This window comes from Tepidimonas taiwanensis (assembly GCF_020162115.1).
GTDB lineage: Bacteria > Pseudomonadota > Gammaproteobacteria > Burkholderiales > Burkholderiaceae_C > Tepidimonas > Tepidimonas taiwanensis.
In genome coordinates this window covers 226775-242801 of sequence record NZ_CP083911.1, presented here as the reverse complement: position 1 = coordinate 242801, position 16027 = coordinate 226775, and the positions used below count along the sequence as shown (strand labels likewise).

Below are 16027 nucleotides of genomic sequence, written 5' to 3'. Positions count from 1 at the left end.
CGCCGGGGCGGGCCCGCACCGACGTACTCAGAACCCCAGGCTCGCGAGCAGGTCGTCCACCTGCGCCTGACTCGTCACCACGTCGCTGCGCCCTTCCGGGTTCACCACGGGACCGGACAGCTCGCGGCGGGATTCGCCCGCCGGGGCTGGTGCGGCCGCCGGGGCGGACTCGGCCTCCGCCGCGGCCGCATACGGCGCCGTCTCGACCAGCAGCTGCACGAGCTGCTGCTCCAGCGTCGCGGCCAGTGCCACCACCTTTTTGATCACCTGGCCCGTGAGGTCGTGAAAGTCCTGCGCCATCATGATTTCGGTCAGGTGGTGGTCGGTACGTTCGGCCGCCCCCTGGATGCGCTGCGACCATTCGAGCAGTTCGGGCATCGCCCACTTCAGGCCCGGCACCCGGCCGATCGTCTCGACGAGCTGGCGGCTGCTTTCGATCACCGTCTGTTGCTCGGCCTTGGCCTCGTCGACGCGATTGAGCACCTTCTCGGCAGCTTCACCGGTCAGGCGCGCGATGTACTCGAGCCGGCTGCGCGCGTCCGGAAGCTCCCCCACCGCGTCTTTCAGCGCGGGCATATAGCCCAGCGCCTTGAGCGCCTCGTGCAGCTCGCGGGTGATTTCCCCCAGGCGCTGGTAGATGTCGCCCTTGCTGTCGGTCTTGGGCGCGGCGGATGTGGCGTTGGTCATGGCCTCCCCTTCCCGGTGCGGGCGTCACGCCCAACCCATCTTGCGGAAGATGTTGGTGAGTTTTTCCTCGAGCGTAGCCTTGGTGAACGGCTTGACGATGTAGCCCGCCGCACCGCCCTGCGCCGCGGCGATGATGTCCTCCTTGCGCGCCTCGGCGGTCACCATCAGCACCGGGATGTGCTTGAGTTTGTCGTCCGACTTGATCTGCGTCAGCAGCTCGAAGCCGTTCATGTTCGGCATGTTGATGTCGGTGATCACCATGTCGAACTTGCCATTGCGCAGCTTGTGCAGCGCCACCGACCCGTCCTCGGCCTCGTCGGCGTCGCCGTGGCCGAGCTCCTTGAGCAGGTTGCGCACGATGCGGCGCATCGTGGAGAAATCGTCGACGATCAGAAATCGCACATCGGCCATGTATCACTCCGTCCGGGAGGGCGTTAGTTTACGCGCTGGGCGGCGGGCTGAGGTTGGCGGGCGTCGCCGTTGGTCACCACCTCGCGCGCTGCGGCTTCATCAGTGACAGCAGGTGCCGCCTCCAGCGACTTGGACATGCGCTCCTCGGCCTCGCGCGTGAGCACGAGGATGCTGATGCGGCGGTTGCGCGGGTCCTGCGGTTGGTCGGGAAAGAGCAGCTGCTTGTCCGCCATGCCGACGACGCGCGCGAGCTTGCCCTCGGGCAGCCCAGCCGCCACCAGTTCGCGCCGGCTCGCGTTGGCCCGGTCGGCCGACAGCTCCCAGTTGCTGTAGGCACGCTCCCCGCTGCCATACGGGGTCGCATCGGTGTGGCCGGAGAGCGAAATGCGGTTGTCCACCTCGGCCAGCGCCTGCGCGATCGCCCGCAGGATATCGCGCATATACGGCTTGAGCAGGGCGCTGCCGGTGTCGAACATCGGGCGGTTTTGCTCGTCGACGATCTGGATGTACAGACCATCCTGCACCATCTCCAACCGTATCTGGTTCTTGTACTCCGCCAGCTGCGGGTTCTGGCTGATGATGTTTTCGATTTTGTCGCGCAGCGTCGCGATGCGCTGTTTTTCCAAGCGGATCATTTCCGCGCGGGCGAGCTGCGCCCCCAGTTCGCGCACCTTCTCCTCGACATTGCCGCTCGCCTCCTCGCCGACGCTCTTCGTCAGGTCGTCGCCACCGCCGTCGAGGATGCTCGTCGCGCCCCCGGAACCGGGCCCGCCGAACAGCATGACCTTGAGCGGCTGGTTGAAGTAGTCGGCAATGCCCTTGCGGTCGCCTTCCGTGGTGGAGCCGAGCAGCCACATCAGCAGGAAGAACGCCATCATCGCGGTGACGAAGTCCGCGTACGCGATCTTCCAAGCGCCCCCGTGCGCGCCATGCCCGCCCTTCTTGACGCGCTTGACGATGATCGGTTGCAGCGGCTTGCCGGAGGAGGCCATGGTGCGTGGGTGGCTCAGTCAACGAGACGTCGGCGACGGCGTCACTTCTTCTTCACGTGGGCCTCCAGCTCACTGAAGGTCGGCCGCTGGTCGGAGAACAGCACCTTGCGCCCGAATTCGATCGCCGTCATCGGCGCATAGCCCTGCATGCTGGCCAGCAGCGTCGTCTTGATGCACTGGAACTCCTTGCTCGATTCCTCGACCTTCTGCTCCAGCAGGCTGGCCAACGGTTCGGCGAACGCGTACGCAAGCAGAATGCCGAGGAACGTCCCGACGAGGGCCGAGCCGATCATGCCGCCCAGCACCGCGGGCGGCTGGCCGACCGATCCCATCGTGTTGACCACGCCCAGCACCGCGGCGACGATACCGAAAGCCGGCAGCGCACCGGCGAGCCGCTGTAGCGCCGCCACCGCCGCGTGCTCCTCGGCGTGGTGGGTTTCCAGCTCGGCGTCCATGATGGACTCGATCTCGTGCGCATTCAGATTGCCCGAGACCATCAGCCGCAGGTAGTCGGTGATGAACTCGACTGTGTGATGGTCGCTGGCGATCGTCGGGTATTTCTGGAACAGCGGCGACGCGTCGGGGTTTTCGACATCGCCCTCGATCGCCATCAGGCCCTCTTTGCGCGCCTTTTGCAGGATGTCGTACAGCAGCCCCAGCAGGTCCATGAAGCGCGCTTTCGTGTACTTGGAACCTTTGAAGCACGCCCCGAGTCCACGCCCGACGCCCTTGAGCACCTTCATCAGATTGCCCGCGATGAAGGCACCGATGGCCGCGCCGAAGATCGTCGCCATCTCGAACGGCAACGCCTTCAGGATGACGCCGATATTGCCGCCGTGTGCGATGAACACACCGAACACACACGCGAGGACGACCAACCAGCCAACGATGACGAACATGGGCTACCCCACCGATACCACGGGGACCATTGTATCGGGCGACGTCGGACGAACCGTGACGGGGCTCATGCCGGCCATCCCGACGCGCGCCGGCTCGCCCGCCCCGTCACGCGCACCCACAGCGGCTCGACGCGGCGCCACCAGCGCCAGCCGCGCCATACGAGCCACAGTGTCGCCCACGCACGGCGCGGGCGATACAGCGCCAGCGCGAATGCCCCGACCACCGGCACCCACGGGTGGGCACGCAACCAGCGCCAGCCGGCGCGGACACGGTCCACGCCGTCGGCGGCGGGTCGCAGCACCTGCACCTCGCGGCTCAGGCGCTCGCGCAACTCGGCCGACCGTTGCAGCAGCGCCTGGCGCCGCGTGGAGAGCCGCTCGCGCAACGGGATGGCGGTGGGGGTATCAGTCCGCGCCGCCACGCAAACGCTCCACGTCGCGGGCCAGTTCGGCCGCGCTGGCCGCAAACCAGCGCACCGCGCGCAGGCGCGCGCGTGCCCACACGAGCGCCACCGCCCCCAGCGTCAGAAAGACCGTGGCGAAGAGGGCCAGCGCCAACAGACGGTGCCCGTCCCACCACAGCACCGTCAGCAGCACCGCCAAGAACCCCAGCCCCAGCGACAACAGGACGGCGGCGGCGACCGCCGCGCCCAGTGCCTGCGCGACGTCGAGCGCGTGCTCCGCCGCCTCGACACCGAGCAGCTCGAGCCGCACGCGCAGCAGCGCGGCGGCATCGTTCAACGCCCCGCGCGCGGCACCCCAGAGCGTCGTCGATGCGGCCGCATCGCCAGAGGGGTGGGATGTCGGTGGCATGCCGTCAGTCGGTGCGGCGGCACGCAGCCGCCCGCTCGGATCAACGGCGGCCGATCAGCAGCCCCACCAGCAGGCCCACGCCGGCCGCGACGCCGATCGCCTTCCAGGGGTGCTCGTGCACATAGTGATCGGTGGCCTTGGCCACTTCGCGCGTGCGTTCACGAATCGCCGCTTCCGCATCGGCCAGGCGGTAGCGCGCGTTGCGCAGGTTTTCCTGCAGGCGCTCGCGCAGCTCCGCGACCTTCTCGCCCGTGGACTGGGCGGTGGCGGCGAGCAGCTCCTCGGCGTCGGCGACGACGACCTTCAGGTCGGCGACGAGTTTGTCTTTGGGTTGCAGCGTGCTGTCGGTCATGGGATCCTCCTGAGTGAACGGAATCGATGGCGTCCCGCTCACTGTATCACGCCGGCTGCGGGTTGCGCAGCCGGATGTGCAGTTCGCGCAACTGCTTCTCGTCCACCGGGCTCGGGGCATGGGTCAGCAGGCACTGCGCGCGCTGCGTCTTCGGGAAGGCGATGACGTCGCGGATCGACTCCGCCCCGGTCATCAGCGTGATCAGGCGATCCAGCCCGAACGCCAGCCCCCCGTGCGGCGGCGCGCCGTACTGCAGCGCATCGAGCAGGAAGCCGAACTTCGCGCGCGCCTCCTCCGGGCCGATCTTGAGCGCGGCAAACACCTTGCTCTGCACGTCGGCACGGTGGATACGCACCGAGCCGCCGCCGAGCTCCCAGCCGTTGAGCACCATGTCGTAGGCCTTGGCCAAGCACGCGCCGGGATCGGTGTCCATGAGGTCCTCGTGCCCGTCCTTCGGCGCGGTGAAGGGGTGGTGCACCGCGACCCAGCGCTGCTCGTCCTCGTCGAACTCGAACATCGGGAAGTCCACCACCCACAGCGGCGCCCAGCGATCCTCGAACAGGCCGTTGGCCTTGCCGAACTCGCTGTGGCCGATCTTGACACGCAGCGCGCCGATGGCGTCGTTGACGATCTTGGCCTTGTCGGCGCCGAAGAACAGCAGGTCGCCGTTTTGCGCGCCGGTGCGCTGCAGAATGGCCTGCAGCGCGGCGTCATGCAGGTTCTTGACGATGGGCGACTGTAGCCCGTCGCGCCCCGCGGCGACATCGTTGACCTTGATCCACGCCAGCCCCTTGGCGCCGTAGATCTTGACGAACTCGGTGTAGGCGTCGATCTCGCTGCGCGACAGTGCCGCACCGCCCGGTACGCGCAGCGCCACCACGCGCCCGCCGGCCATGTTCGCCGGGCCCGAGAACACCTTGAACTCGACGTCCTTCATCACGTCCGTCAGCTCGGTGAACTCGAGCTTGACGCGCAGGTCCGGCTTGTCCGAGCCGAAACGCGCCATCGCCTCGGCATACGGCATGACCGGGAACTCGCCCAGGTCCACGCCGATGGTGTTGGCGAAGACCGTCTTGATCATCTGCTGGAACAGGTCGCGGATCTCCTGCTCCGTCATGAACGAGGTCTCGATGTCGATCTGCGTGAACTCGGGCTGGCGGTCGGCGCGCAGGTCCTCGTCGCGGAAGCACTTGGTGATCTGGTAGTAGCGATCGAACCCCGCGACCATCAGCAGCTGCTTGAAAAGCTGCGGCGACTGCGGCAGCGCATAGAACATGCCGTCGTGCACGCGGCTGGGCACCAGGTAGTCGCGCGCGCCCTCGGGCGTGCTCTTGGTCAGCATCGGCGTCTCGATGTCGATGAAGCCGTTGGCGTCCAGGAACTTGCGCACCTCCATCGCGACGCGGTAGCGCAGCATCAGGTTGCGCTGCATGTACGGGCGGCGCAGGTCCAGCACACGGTGCGTCAGGCGCGTCGTCTCCGACAGGTTGTCGTCGTCGAGCTGGAACGGCGGCGTCACGCTCGGGTTGAGCACGGTGATCGCGTGGCACAGCACCTCGACACGGCCGCTGCGGATCGACGGGTTGACCGTGCCCTCGGGGCGTGCCCGCACCACACCCTGGACCTGGATGCAGTATTCGTTGCGCAGCCCCTCGGCGGTGGCGAACATCTCGGGCCGGTCGGGGTCACAGACCACCTGCACCGTACCTTCGCGGTCGCGCAGGTCGACGAAGATCACGCCACCGTGGTCACGGCGCCGGTTGACCCAGCCACACAGCGTCACGGATTGCCCCAGCAGGGCCTCGGTCACCTGACCGCAGTAGGTGGTGCGCATCGGCATCTTGATTCCTCGGAATACGACAGTTCAAACGGGCCGGGCGGCGATCAGCGCGGCTCGGCGGCGGGCGCGTGCACCGGCAACGCCCCTTTGCGACCGCCGGGCACGATCACGCCCATCGAAATCACGTACGTCAACGCCTCGTCGACGCTCATCGCCAGCGGCACGACGTCGCGGCGGTGCACCATCACGAAGTAGCCGCCGGTCGGGTTGGGCGTCGTGGGGACGTACACACTCAGGTAATCCTGCGGCGGCAGGTGGCGCGCCACGTCCCCCCCGGGCGCCCCGGTCAGGAACGCGATGGTCCACATGCCATCGCGCGGCCACTGCACCAGCAACGCCTGGCGGAAGGCGTTGCCCTTGTCCGACAGCAGCGTGTCCGACACCTGCTTGACGCCGGAATAGATCGAGCGCACCACCGGGATGCGCTGCAGCAGCGCGTGCCACCACGCGACGAGCTGGTTGCCGACGTAGTTGGACGCGAGCGCCCCGACGCCGAGCACGATGGCCACCGCCAGCAGCACGCCCATCCCGGGCGGGCGCATGCCCAGCCAGCGTTCCGGCTGCCACGCGTCCGGCAGGATGTCGAGCGTCTGGTCGAGCGTCGAAATGACCCAATCGAGCACCCAGATGGTGACGATCAGCGGGATCAGCACCAGCAGCCCGGCGAGCAGCCAGCGCCGCAACGCGCCGACGACGCGGCCGCGGTCAATGACAGGCACAGGACGCCCCGCAGGGGGTGGCGCTGCTGGCCGCACCACCGTCGCCGGCGGAGGGTTTGGACGCCTCGGCACTGGACGATGCACCGGCCGCGGCAGCGCCGGTGGCGGCCGACCCGCTGTTGCGGAAATCGGTCACGTACCACCCCGTTCCCTTGAGCTGGAAGCCGGCTGCCGTCAACTGCTTGCGAAAGGTGTCGGCGCCACACGCCGGGCAGGTGGTCAACGGCGCGTCAGAGACTTTTTGCAACACGTCCTTGGCATGGCCACAGGACTCGCACTTGTACGCGTAGATGGGCATGGCTGACTGCGAAGGAAGTGGATCAACGAAACGATGGAAACGGGCTCCCGCAACCCGGGAAAAACCCTTCATTATAGGTGGGAGCGTTGCGGCGGCGCTTCAAGGGCCGCCGCTCACCACAGGTACACGCGCAGCCACCACTGCATCGCCAGCAGCCCGGCGACGAAGCCAAACAGCACGTAGATCACCATCGCCAGCAGGCGCTGCGTGCGCCGCTGCTCCTGCACCAGCCGGTCGATCTCATGGCGCAGGTCGGTGGGGCGCTGACGCAGGTAGGCGTGCAGCAGGCGCGGCAGCTCCGGGATCAGCTTCGCGTAGTGCGGCGCCTCGGCCTTGAGCTGGTTCCAGAATTTCTTCGGCCCCACCTGTTCCGCCATCCAGGTTTCCAGAAACGGTTTGGCCGTGCTCCAGAGGTCCAGGTCCGGGTCCAGCTCGCGCCCCAGCCCCTCGATGTTGAGCAGGGTTTTTTGCAGCAGCACGAGCTGCGGCTGGATCTCGACGTTGAAGCGGCGCGAGGCCTGGAACAGCCGCATCAACACCAACCCCAGCGAAATCTCCTTCAGCGGCCGGTCGAAATACGGCTCGCACACCGCGCGGATCGCCGACTCCAGCTCGTCGACGCGCGTGTTCGCCGGCACCCAGCCGGACTCGATGTGCAGCTCGGCGACGCGCTTGTAGTCGCGCCGGAAAAACGCCGTGAAGTTCTGCGCCAGGTACTCCTTGTCGAACTGCGTGAGCGTGCCGACGATGCCGAAGTCGAGCGAGATGTAGCGCCCGAACGTCTGCGGCGCGAGCGACACCTGGATGTTGCCCGGGTGCATGTCGGCGTGGAAAAACCCGTCGCGAAACACCTGCGTAAAAAAGATCGTCACGCCGTCGCGCGCCAGGCGCTTGATGTCGACGCCGGCGTCGCGCAGGCGCTGCACCTGGCTGATCGGCACGCCGTGCATGCGCTCCATCACCAGCACGTCGCTGCGGCACAGGTCCCAGTACATCTCCGGGATCAGCACGAGGTCGAGCCCCGCCATGTTGCGCCGCAGCTGCGCGGCGTTGGACGCCTCGCGCAGCAGGTCGAGCTCGTCGTGCAGGTATTTGTCGAACTCGGCGACCACCTCGCGCGGCTTCAGGCGCCGCCCGTCGTGCGACAGCCGCTCGACCCAACCCGCCATCGTGCGCATCAGCGCCAGGTCTTTCTCGATCACCGGCAGCATGTTCGGGCGCAGCACCTTGACGGCCACCTCGCGCCCGTCGTGCAGTGTGGCGAAATGCACCTGCGCGATGGAGGCGCTGGCCACCGGCTCGCGCTCGAAGTGGGCAAAGATCGCCTGCAGCGGCCGGCCGAACGCACGCTCGATGGTGGCGATGGCGACCTCGGTCGGGAACGGCGGCACGCGGTCCTGCAGACGCGCCAGCTCGTCCGCGATGTCCGGCGGCAGCAGGTCGCGCCGGGTGGAGAGCACCTGCCCGAACTTGACGAAGATGGGGCCGAGGCGCTCCAGCGCCTCGCGCAGGCGCTGACCCCGCGGCGCCGACAAATCCCGCCCGATGGTCAGCACCCGACGCAGCGCCGCCAGCACCGGGTGCCGAAAGCCCGACAGCACCAGCTCGTCCAGGCCATAGCGCAGCATGACCCAGACGATGAACCAGCCGCGCAACCAGCGCCTCATGGCGTGGCCCCGCCCGCCGGACCACCGGGACTCCCGCCCGCCGATGCCGATGCCGGTGGCGATGCGGGCGCCGGATCGCACGCCCCGGTACGGGCTCCTGCAGCACGCGCGCGCACAGCAACTGCGCGCTCATGGGCCCGCTGCACGAGCGGGCCCGCCAGCGCGCGCAGCTGCTGCGCCAGCCGCCGCACCCCCTGCACGAGCGTGTGCGCCATCGCGTCGCCGAACAGCCGCGCCAGATCCTCCTCGACGTCCCAGCGCACGTTGTCGGTCAGCCACGCCACCTCGGCCGCGAGCTGGACGTCGCCCTCGATCGAGACCGCGGGCTTGTCCCCTTGCACGACTTTACCGGCGACGGCCCACGGCGACGGCTCATCCAGCGTCAGCACGAGGTCGGCGGCGCTGTCGTCCGCCACCCGCTCCAGCAGCCCGGCCGCCGAGGCCCGCACCACCAGCGCCGCATCGAAGCCCAGCACCGCCGCATCGCGCCCCCAGCGCACGCGTATGGTCTTGCCGGCCTGTCGGCGCAGGCGCAACATCGCCTCGGGCTCCTGCTGCAGCACGTGGTTGACCAGCAGCACGAGGCGGTTGCGCACCTCGTCCCATAGCCACGCCGGTGGGGCGGGCAAGCGCCATGCGCCCTGGCCGGCGCGCGGAAACAAAAACGGGGGCGTGTTCATGCCCCCGATTCTGCCGGATCGCGGCGCCCCTGCGCCGCGGCGGGTCACTGCAGGGCCTGCACGCCCGCTACCAGCCAGCCGCCGCGCCCGTCCTTGCGTCGGGTGATGTTCCACACCTCGCGAAACGGCGCCGGCCCCTCGGCCGGGTCCTCGCGGATCAGCCCGGAGAACTCGACGCTGGCCATCACCTCGTCACCGAGGTCCTCGATGCCGAGCAGCTGCGCGTCCAGCGTCACCACCTCGGTCACGTTGGACACCCCGGGGCGGCTCGCCTCACGCTCGGCGAGCTGGGCCTCGATCTGCGCCAGCATCTCGTCGGTCATCAGCGCGCGCAGGGTCGGGATGTCCCCCCGGTCCCACGCCCCCTGCAGACGCACGAAGTGTTCCTTGGCCGCGCGCAAAAAGCCCGCCGTGTCGAAGTCCGCCGGAACCCCCCAGGTGTTGGCGGTCTGCGCCCCGATCGCGCTGCCGATCAGGCTGCCGCCCGCGTCCCCGCCGAACTGCGTGCGCTCCCACGGCCGCGCCGACGCGTCGTTACCGACGTTACCGGGGTGGTAACTGCGCGGCGTCACGGGCGCCGCGCCGACCCCGCCCGCCCCCTGCAGCGCCAGCGGCGAGCGCGCCGCCGCGGCCGGCCGGCCGCGGCGCAGCAACGCCACCACCGCCACCACGCCCATCACCAGCAGCAGGATCAGCAGAAACTGCGCGAACGCCTCACCGAACCCCAGGGCGGAGGCGAGCCACGCCAGGCCGAGCCCGGCCGCCAGCCCCCGAGCATCGCCCCCCACGGCCGCTGCGGCTTGGCCGCCGCGCCAGCCGCCGCGGGTGCGGCGGGGGCCGCCTGCTGCGGGGCCGCGGGTTGTGGCGCGCCCGGCTGCGGCGCGGGCTGCGCCGGCGCGGCTTGCCGCTGCACCACGTTGCTCGACTGCTTGCCGATCGAGCCGCCACCGCCGAGGCGCTTGGCCCAGCCGTCGCCGCTGGCCAGCGCCATTGCCGCCACCAGCATCCAGGTTCCGAAGGTCGTCTTCACGTCGTGTCTCCCATCGGGCCGGCAACCGCCGGCCGTCTCGTTCAGGCCTTGAACCCCACGTGCAGCGCCACCACCCCGGCCGTCAGGTTGTGCACGTCGCAGTGCGCGAAGCCCGCCTCGCGCACCATCGCGCGCAACGTCTCCTGGTCCGGGTGCACGCGGATCGACTCGGCCAGATAGCGGTAGCTGGCCTCGTCCCCCGCCACCCAGCGGCCCAGCCGGGGCAGCACGTGGAAACTGTACCAGTCGTAGGCTTTGCGCAGCGGGGGCGCGACGTGCGAGAACTCGAGCACCAGCAGCTTGCCGCCGACCTTGAGTACTCGATACATTTCGCGCAGCGCAAGTTCCTTGTGTGTCATGTTGCGCAAGCCAAACGCCACCGTCACGAGATCAAAGTACCCGTCCGCAAACGGTAGCCGCTCGGCATCGCACACCACCGTCGGCAGCACCAGCCCGTGGTCGAGCAGGCGGTTGCGCCCCTCGCGCAGCATCGATTCGTTGATGTCGGTGTGCACGACCGTGCCGCCCGGCTGCACTTTGGGCGCGATCGCCAGCCCCAGGTCGCCGGTGCCCCCGGCGATGTCGAGCACGCGCTGCCCGGGCTGCGGATTGGCGACCATCACCGTGTACGCCTTCCACCAGCGGTGCAGCCCGGCGGACATCAGGTCGTTCATCAGGTCGTAGCGCGGCGCCACCGAGTCGAACACCGCGCGCACGCGCCGCGCCTTCTCGCGCTCGTCGACGGTCTGGAAACCGAAGTGGGTCTGGCTCATGGGGCAATGGTAGCCCGTTCGGGCGTCAGTGGTGGCCGCAGCCGCTGGCGGCTTTTTCCGACATCGGGGCGTCGCGGTCCACCCCGGCTTCGGCCAGTCGCCGCTCGTAGTCGGCCCACAGCGCGTCCTGCTGGCTGCCGAGGAAGTACAGGTATTCCCAGGTGAAGATGCCGCTGTCGTGCCCGTCGGAGAAGGTGGGCTGCACCGCGTAGTTCCCCACCGGCTCCAGCGCGACGATGTCCACGTGCCGCTTGCCGGTCTGCAGCACGGCCTGCCCCGGGCCGTGGCCCTGCACCTCGGCCGAGGGGGAGTAGACGCGCATCAGCTCGAACGGGATGCGAAAGCGCGCGCCGTCGGAAAACGCAATCTCGAAGACGCGCGACGCTTTGTGCACGGTGATCGATTCGGGCATCGGGTGGTCGGACATCGCGGGGCCTCCGGTGGCGAAACGGTGACAGTGGGGGGTCGGGACGGCCGACATCAAGCGGTTTCAGACGGCTGACCGTCCAGCGCGCGCACGATCGCGGCGTCACAGGCCGTGAGGCGGGCGTGCAGCGCCGCGAGCCGCGCGGCATCGCTCGCCCGCCGCGGCGCGTCCCAGATCGGCGCGGGATAGCGGCTGTCCCAATCGTAGCGGGCGATGACGTGCCAGTGCAGGTGCGGCACCACATTGCCCAGCGACGCGAGGTTGATTTTGGTCGGCACGAGCGTGGCGCGCATACAACGCTCGACGGTGGTCACGAGCGCCATCGCCCGTGCCTGCGCCGCCGCGTCGAGGTCGGACCACTCGGCCACGTGCACCCGGGCGACGACGCGGTACCAGGCGGGGGCCTCGGCGACGTCCGGGCCAAGCGCGCGCACCACGCGCCAGTCGTCGTCGCGCCACAGCAGCAGGCCGCCGTCCTCGCGGCACAGCGGGCAGGCGGCGGGCGCGGCGCTCACACCAGCACCCGCTCGATGCCGCCGGCGTTGGCGCGCGCCACGTACTCCGGCAGCCAGTTCTCGCCCAACACCTGGCGCGCGATTTCGACGACGATGTAGTCCGCCTCCAGCAGGCCGTTGTTCAGGTCCTCGCCATAGCGGCTCAGGCCCTGCAGGCAGCTCGGGCACGAGGTCAGAATCTTGGTGCGCCCCGGCTCGGGCGTGACGCCGTTGCGCTGCGCCAGCGCCGCGAGCTGCTCGGCGTTCTTGCGCAGCTCCTGCTCCTTGCGGAAGCGCACCTGCGTCGAGACGTCGGGCCGCGTGACGGCGAGCGTACCCGACTCGCCACAGCAGCGGTCGCTCAGCAGCACCGTCTCGCCCACCAGCGCCTTGACGGTTTTCATCGGGTCCTGCTGCTTCATCGGGCTGTGGCACGGATCGTGGTAGAGGTACGCGCCCTTGCCGTCGAGCTTGACGCCCTTTTCCAGCAGGTATTCGTGGATGTCGACGATGCGGCAGCCGGGAAAGATCTTGTCGAATTCGTAACCCTGCAACTGGTCGTAGCAGGTGCCGCAGCTCACCACCACGGTCTTGATGTCGAGGTAGTTCAGCGTGTTGGCCACGCGGTGGAACAGCACGCGGTTGTCGGTGATGATTTTTTCCGCCTTGTCGTACTGGCCGCTGCCGCGCTGCGGGTAGCCGCAGCACAAATACCCCGGCGGCAACACCGTCTGCACGCCGACGTGCCACAGCATCGCCTGCGTGGCCAGGCCCACCTGGCTGAACAAGCGCTCCGAGCCGCAGCCGGGGAAATAGAACACCGCCTCCGCGTCGGCACTGGTGCGCTGCGGGTCGCGGATGATGGGCACGTAGTGCTTGTCCTCGATGTCGAGCAGCGCCCGCGCGGTTTTCTTCGGCAGGTTGCCCGGCATCTTCTTGTTGACGAAGTGGATCACCTGCTCCCTGATCGGCGCCGGGCCCACGGTGGCCGGTGGCGCGGCGGTCTGCCGGCGCGCGACGCGCTTGAGCACGTCGTGGGCCAACCGCTGGGCGCGGTAGCCCACGTCCACCATCGCACTGCGCATCAGCTTGATCGTCTCCGGCCGCGTGGCGTTGAGGAAGGCCATCGCCAGCGCATTGCCGGGCCGCCACGACTTCTGCCCCATCTTGCGCAGCAGGTTGCGCATGTTCATCGACACGTCGCCGAAGTCGATCTTCACCGGGCACGGCGACAGGCACTTGTGGCAAACGGTGCAGTGGTCCGCGACGTCTTCGAACTCCTGCCAGTGCTGGATCGACACGCCGCGGCGCGTCTGCTCCTCGTACAGGAAGGCTTCGATCAGCAGGCTGGTGGCCAGGATCTTGTTGCGCGGGCTGTAGAGCAGGTTGGCGCGCGGCACGTGCGTCGAGCACACGGGCTTGCACTTGCCGCAGCGCAGGCAGTCCTTGATGCTGTCGGCGATCGCGCCGATGTCGCTTTGCTGCATGATGAGCGACTCGTAGCCCATCAGGCCGAAGCTCGGCGTGTACGCCTGGCTCAGGTCGGCCGCGTGCACGTCGTCGCCCAGCGCCGTGGCATCGCGCAGCAGCTTGCCACGGTTGAAGCGCCCGTGCGGGTCGACCCGACGCTTGTACTCAGCAAACGGCCGGATCTCCTCGTCGCTCAGGTACTCCAGCTTGGTGATGCCGATGCCGTGCTCACCCGAGATCACGCCACCGAGCCGCCGCGCCAGCGCCATGATGCGGTCGACCGCCTCGTGTGCGGTCTGCAGCATCTCGTAGTCGTCGCTGTTGACCGGGATGTTGGTGTGGACGTTGCCGTCGCCCGCGTGCATGTGCAGCGCCACCCAGACCCGGCCCTTGAGCACGCGCCGATGGATGGCCTCGCACTCCGCCAGCACGGGCGCGAAGACCGCGCCGGTGAACAGGTCGCGCAGCGGCTGGCGGATCTGCGTCTTCCAGCTCGCGCGCAGCGTGTGGTCCTGCAGCTGCTCGAACAGCGTGCGGCCACCGTCGGCCGGCACGTCGTCCAGGCCCGCCATCCACGCCTGCCACTGCTGGCGCACCGCGCGCACCAGGGCCAGCGCCTGCTCGGTGCGCTCGGCGATCAGCTCGGGCCCGGGCATGTCGTTGGGGTCTTCCGCCTTGCCCAGCGGCAGCGCCCCGCGCGCAAAAAAGGCTTCCAGCTCGTCGCACAAGCGGATCTTGTTGCGCAGGCTCAGCTCGATGTTGATGCGCTCGATGCCCAGCGTGTACTCGCCCATGCGCTCGAGCGGAATCACCACGTCTTCGTTGATCTTGAAGGCGTTGGTGTGGCGGCTGATGGCAGCGGTGCGCTTGCGGTCGGCCCAGAATTTTTTGCGCGCCTCGGGGCTGACGGCGACGAACCCCTCTCCACCGCGCGCGTTGGCCAGCCGCACGACCTCGCTGGTCGCGCGCGCCACCGCGTCCGGGTCGTCCCCGACGATGTCGCCGATCAGCACCATCTTGGGCAGCGTGCCACGCTTGCTCTTCGTGCTGTAGCCCACGGCCTTCAGGTACCGGTCGTCCAGGTGCTCCAACCCGGCGAGCAGCGTGCCGCTGCGCTTCGCCTCCGCGAACAGGAAATCCTTGATCTCGACGATCGACGGGACGGCGTCCTTCGGGTTGCCGAAGAACTCCAGGCACACGGTGCGCGTGTGCGCGGGCATGCGGTGCACCACCCAGCGCGCGCTGGTGATGATGCCGTCGCAGCCTTCCTTCTGCACGCCGGGCAGGCCGCTCAGGAACTTGTCCGTGACGTCCTTGCCCAGCCCGGCCTTGCGAAACGCCCGCCCCGGAATGTCCAGCCGCTCGGTGCGCCGCAGCGTCTTGCCGTCCGGGCCGTAATAGCGCAACTCGAAGCTCGCCACCTCGGCGTCGTGGATCTTGCCCAGGTTGTGGCCGATACGGTGCACCTCCAGCCACTCGGCATCGGGCGTCACCATGCGCCACGAAGCCAGGTTGTCCAGCGCCGTGCCCCACAGCACGGCCTTTTTGCCGCCGGCGTTCATCGCGATATTGCCGCCGATGCACGACGCCTCGGCCGAGGTCGGGTCGACCGCAAAGACGTAGCCCGCGCGCTCGGCCGCGTCGGCCACGCGCTGCGTGACGACCCCCGCCTCGGTCCAGACGGTGGGCACGGGCCGGTCCAGCCCGGGCAGCTGCACCAGCTCGACCTCCGTCATCGCCTCGAGCTTTTCGGTATTGATGACCGCGCTCTTCCACGTCAGCGGCACCGCACCGCCCGTGTAGCCGGTGCCGCCGCCGCGCGGGATGATGGTCAGCCCGAGCTCGATGCAGCCCTGTACCAACCCGGCAATCTCCGCCTCGGTGTCCGGGGTGAGCACGACGAAGGGGTACTCGACGCGCCAGTCGGTCGCGTCCGTCACGTGGCTGACGCGGCTCAAGCCATCGAACTTGATGTTGTCCTTGTGCGTGTGGCGGCGCAGCACCTTGACCACGCGCTGGCGCAGCGCGGCCATCTCGTCGAACGACTGCGCGAACGCGCGCACCGCGCGGCGCGCGTGCTCCAGCAGCTCGCCGACCAGCACGTCGCGCTGCGGGTCTTCCTGCGGGCGGCGGCGTTTTTCGATTTCGCCCAGCCGGTGGTGCAGCGCCTCGATCAGCGCGGCGCGGCGCTTCGGGTTGGCCAGCAGGTCGTCCTGCAGGTACGGGTTGCGCTGCACGACCCAGATGTCGCCGAGCACCTCGTACAACATGCGGGCCGAGCGCCCGGTGGCGCGCTCGCGCCGCAGCAGCTCGAGCACCTCCCAGGCCCGCTCGCCCAGCAGCCGCAGCACGATTTCCCGGTCGGAGAACGACGTGTAGTTGTACGGGATCTCGCGCAGGCGCGGCGCGTCAGGGCTGGCGTCGAGCAGGGCGTGCAGGGGCGTCGGAGCGTTCATGGGCAAAAGCGGCGAGGGA

Annotated in this window: 16 protein-coding genes and 1 pseudogene; all 17 read right to left on the bottom strand. The window is 68.9% G+C overall.

What is annotated here, in order from left to right; all coding sequences use genetic code 11:
* Positions 1-27: 27 nt before the first annotated feature.
* The 17 genes and pseudogenes from LCC91_RS01135 to LCC91_RS01055 all read right to left on the bottom strand — a co-directional run bounded on the left by LCC91_RS01135 (position 28) and on the right by LCC91_RS01055 (position 16008).
* A complete protein-coding gene (locus LCC91_RS01135) occupies positions 28-687 on the bottom strand; it encodes a protein phosphatase CheZ (protein WP_043699715.1) in 660 nt (219 codons plus the stop codon).
* Between the two features lie 24 nt (positions 688-711).
* Positions 712-1098 (bottom strand): chemotaxis response regulator CheY, encoded by a 387-nt coding sequence (gene cheY / locus LCC91_RS01130; protein WP_043699718.1) that lies wholly within the window; start codon positions 1096-1098, stop codon positions 712-714.
* A gap of 23 nt (positions 1099-1121) precedes the next feature.
* Entirely contained in the window at positions 1122-2090 is a 969-nt protein-coding gene (gene motB / locus LCC91_RS01125) for a flagellar motor protein MotB (protein WP_043699721.1), read from the bottom strand.
* A 41-nt stretch (positions 2091-2131) separates the two neighbouring features.
* A complete protein-coding gene (gene motA / locus LCC91_RS01120) occupies positions 2132-2989 on the bottom strand; it encodes a flagellar motor stator protein MotA (RefSeq protein WP_043699724.1) in 858 nt (285 codons plus the stop codon).
* A gap of 65 nt (positions 2990-3054) precedes the next feature.
* Positions 3055-3411 carry a YqjK family protein gene (locus LCC91_RS01115; protein ID WP_161936800.1) on the bottom strand — a complete coding sequence of 119 codons (357 nt, stop codon included), beginning with the start codon at positions 3409-3411 and terminating at the stop codon, positions 3055-3057.
* The gene (locus tag LCC91_RS01110) at positions 3395-3802 is read right to left on the bottom strand and encodes a phage holin family protein (RefSeq protein WP_052231459.1); all 408 of its coding nucleotides are present in this window, start codon (positions 3800-3802) and stop codon (positions 3395-3397) included. The genes LCC91_RS01115 and LCC91_RS01110 overlap by 17 nt, the downstream gene beginning before the upstream one ends.
* 40 nt (positions 3803-3842) lie before the next feature.
* Positions 3843-4154 carry a DUF883 family protein gene (locus LCC91_RS01105; protein WP_043699727.1) on the bottom strand — a complete coding sequence of 104 codons (312 nt, stop codon included), beginning with the start codon at positions 4152-4154 and terminating at the stop codon, positions 3843-3845.
* A 46-nt stretch (positions 4155-4200) separates the two neighbouring features.
* Positions 4201-5994 carry an aspartate--tRNA ligase gene (aspS, locus tag LCC91_RS01100; protein ID WP_043699729.1) on the bottom strand — a complete coding sequence of 598 codons (1794 nt, stop codon included), beginning with the start codon at positions 5992-5994 and terminating at the stop codon, positions 4201-4203.
* A 44-nt stretch (positions 5995-6038) separates the two neighbouring features.
* Positions 6039-6713: a DUF502 domain-containing protein gene (locus LCC91_RS01095; RefSeq protein WP_224440978.1), complete on the bottom strand. Its 675-nt coding sequence runs from the start codon at positions 6711-6713 to the stop codon at positions 6039-6041.
* A complete protein-coding gene (locus tag LCC91_RS01090) occupies positions 6700-7011 on the bottom strand; it encodes an FmdB family zinc ribbon protein (protein WP_043699731.1) in 312 nt (103 codons plus the stop codon). Before LCC91_RS01090 ends, LCC91_RS01095 begins: the two co-directional genes overlap by 14 nt.
* Before the next feature lie 113 nt (positions 7012-7124).
* Positions 7125-8678, bottom strand: coding sequence for a ubiquinone biosynthesis regulatory protein kinase UbiB (gene ubiB, locus LCC91_RS01085; protein WP_043699733.1), 1554 nt, complete (start codon positions 8676-8678; stop codon positions 7125-7127).
* Positions 8675-9358: a ubiquinone biosynthesis accessory factor UbiJ gene (locus LCC91_RS01080; RefSeq protein WP_082007507.1), complete on the bottom strand. Its 684-nt coding sequence runs from the start codon at positions 9356-9358 to the stop codon at positions 8675-8677. Before LCC91_RS01080 ends, ubiB begins: the two co-directional genes overlap by 4 nt.
* 44 nt (positions 9359-9402) lie before the next feature.
* Positions 9403-10364, bottom strand: a pseudogene (locus tag LCC91_RS01075) (Tim44 domain-containing protein).
* A gap of 65 nt (positions 10365-10429) precedes the next feature.
* Positions 10430-11161: a class I SAM-dependent methyltransferase gene (locus LCC91_RS01070; RefSeq protein ID WP_043699737.1), complete on the bottom strand. Its 732-nt coding sequence runs from the start codon at positions 11159-11161 to the stop codon at positions 10430-10432.
* A gap of 25 nt (positions 11162-11186) precedes the next feature.
* Entirely contained in the window at positions 11187-11588 is a 402-nt protein-coding gene (locus LCC91_RS01065; protein WP_043699739.1) for a gamma-butyrobetaine hydroxylase-like domain-containing protein, read from the bottom strand.
* A gap of 53 nt (positions 11589-11641) precedes the next feature.
* Positions 11642-12103 (bottom strand): HIT family protein, encoded by a 462-nt coding sequence (locus LCC91_RS01060; RefSeq protein ID WP_043699741.1) that lies wholly within the window; start codon positions 12101-12103, stop codon positions 11642-11644.
* Positions 12100-16008 carry a DUF3683 domain-containing protein gene (locus LCC91_RS01055; protein WP_058615663.1) on the bottom strand — a complete coding sequence of 1303 codons (3909 nt, stop codon included), beginning with the start codon at positions 16006-16008 and terminating at the stop codon, positions 12100-12102. The genes LCC91_RS01060 and LCC91_RS01055 overlap by 4 nt, the downstream gene beginning before the upstream one ends.
* Between the last annotated feature and the right edge of the window lie 19 nt (positions 16009-16027).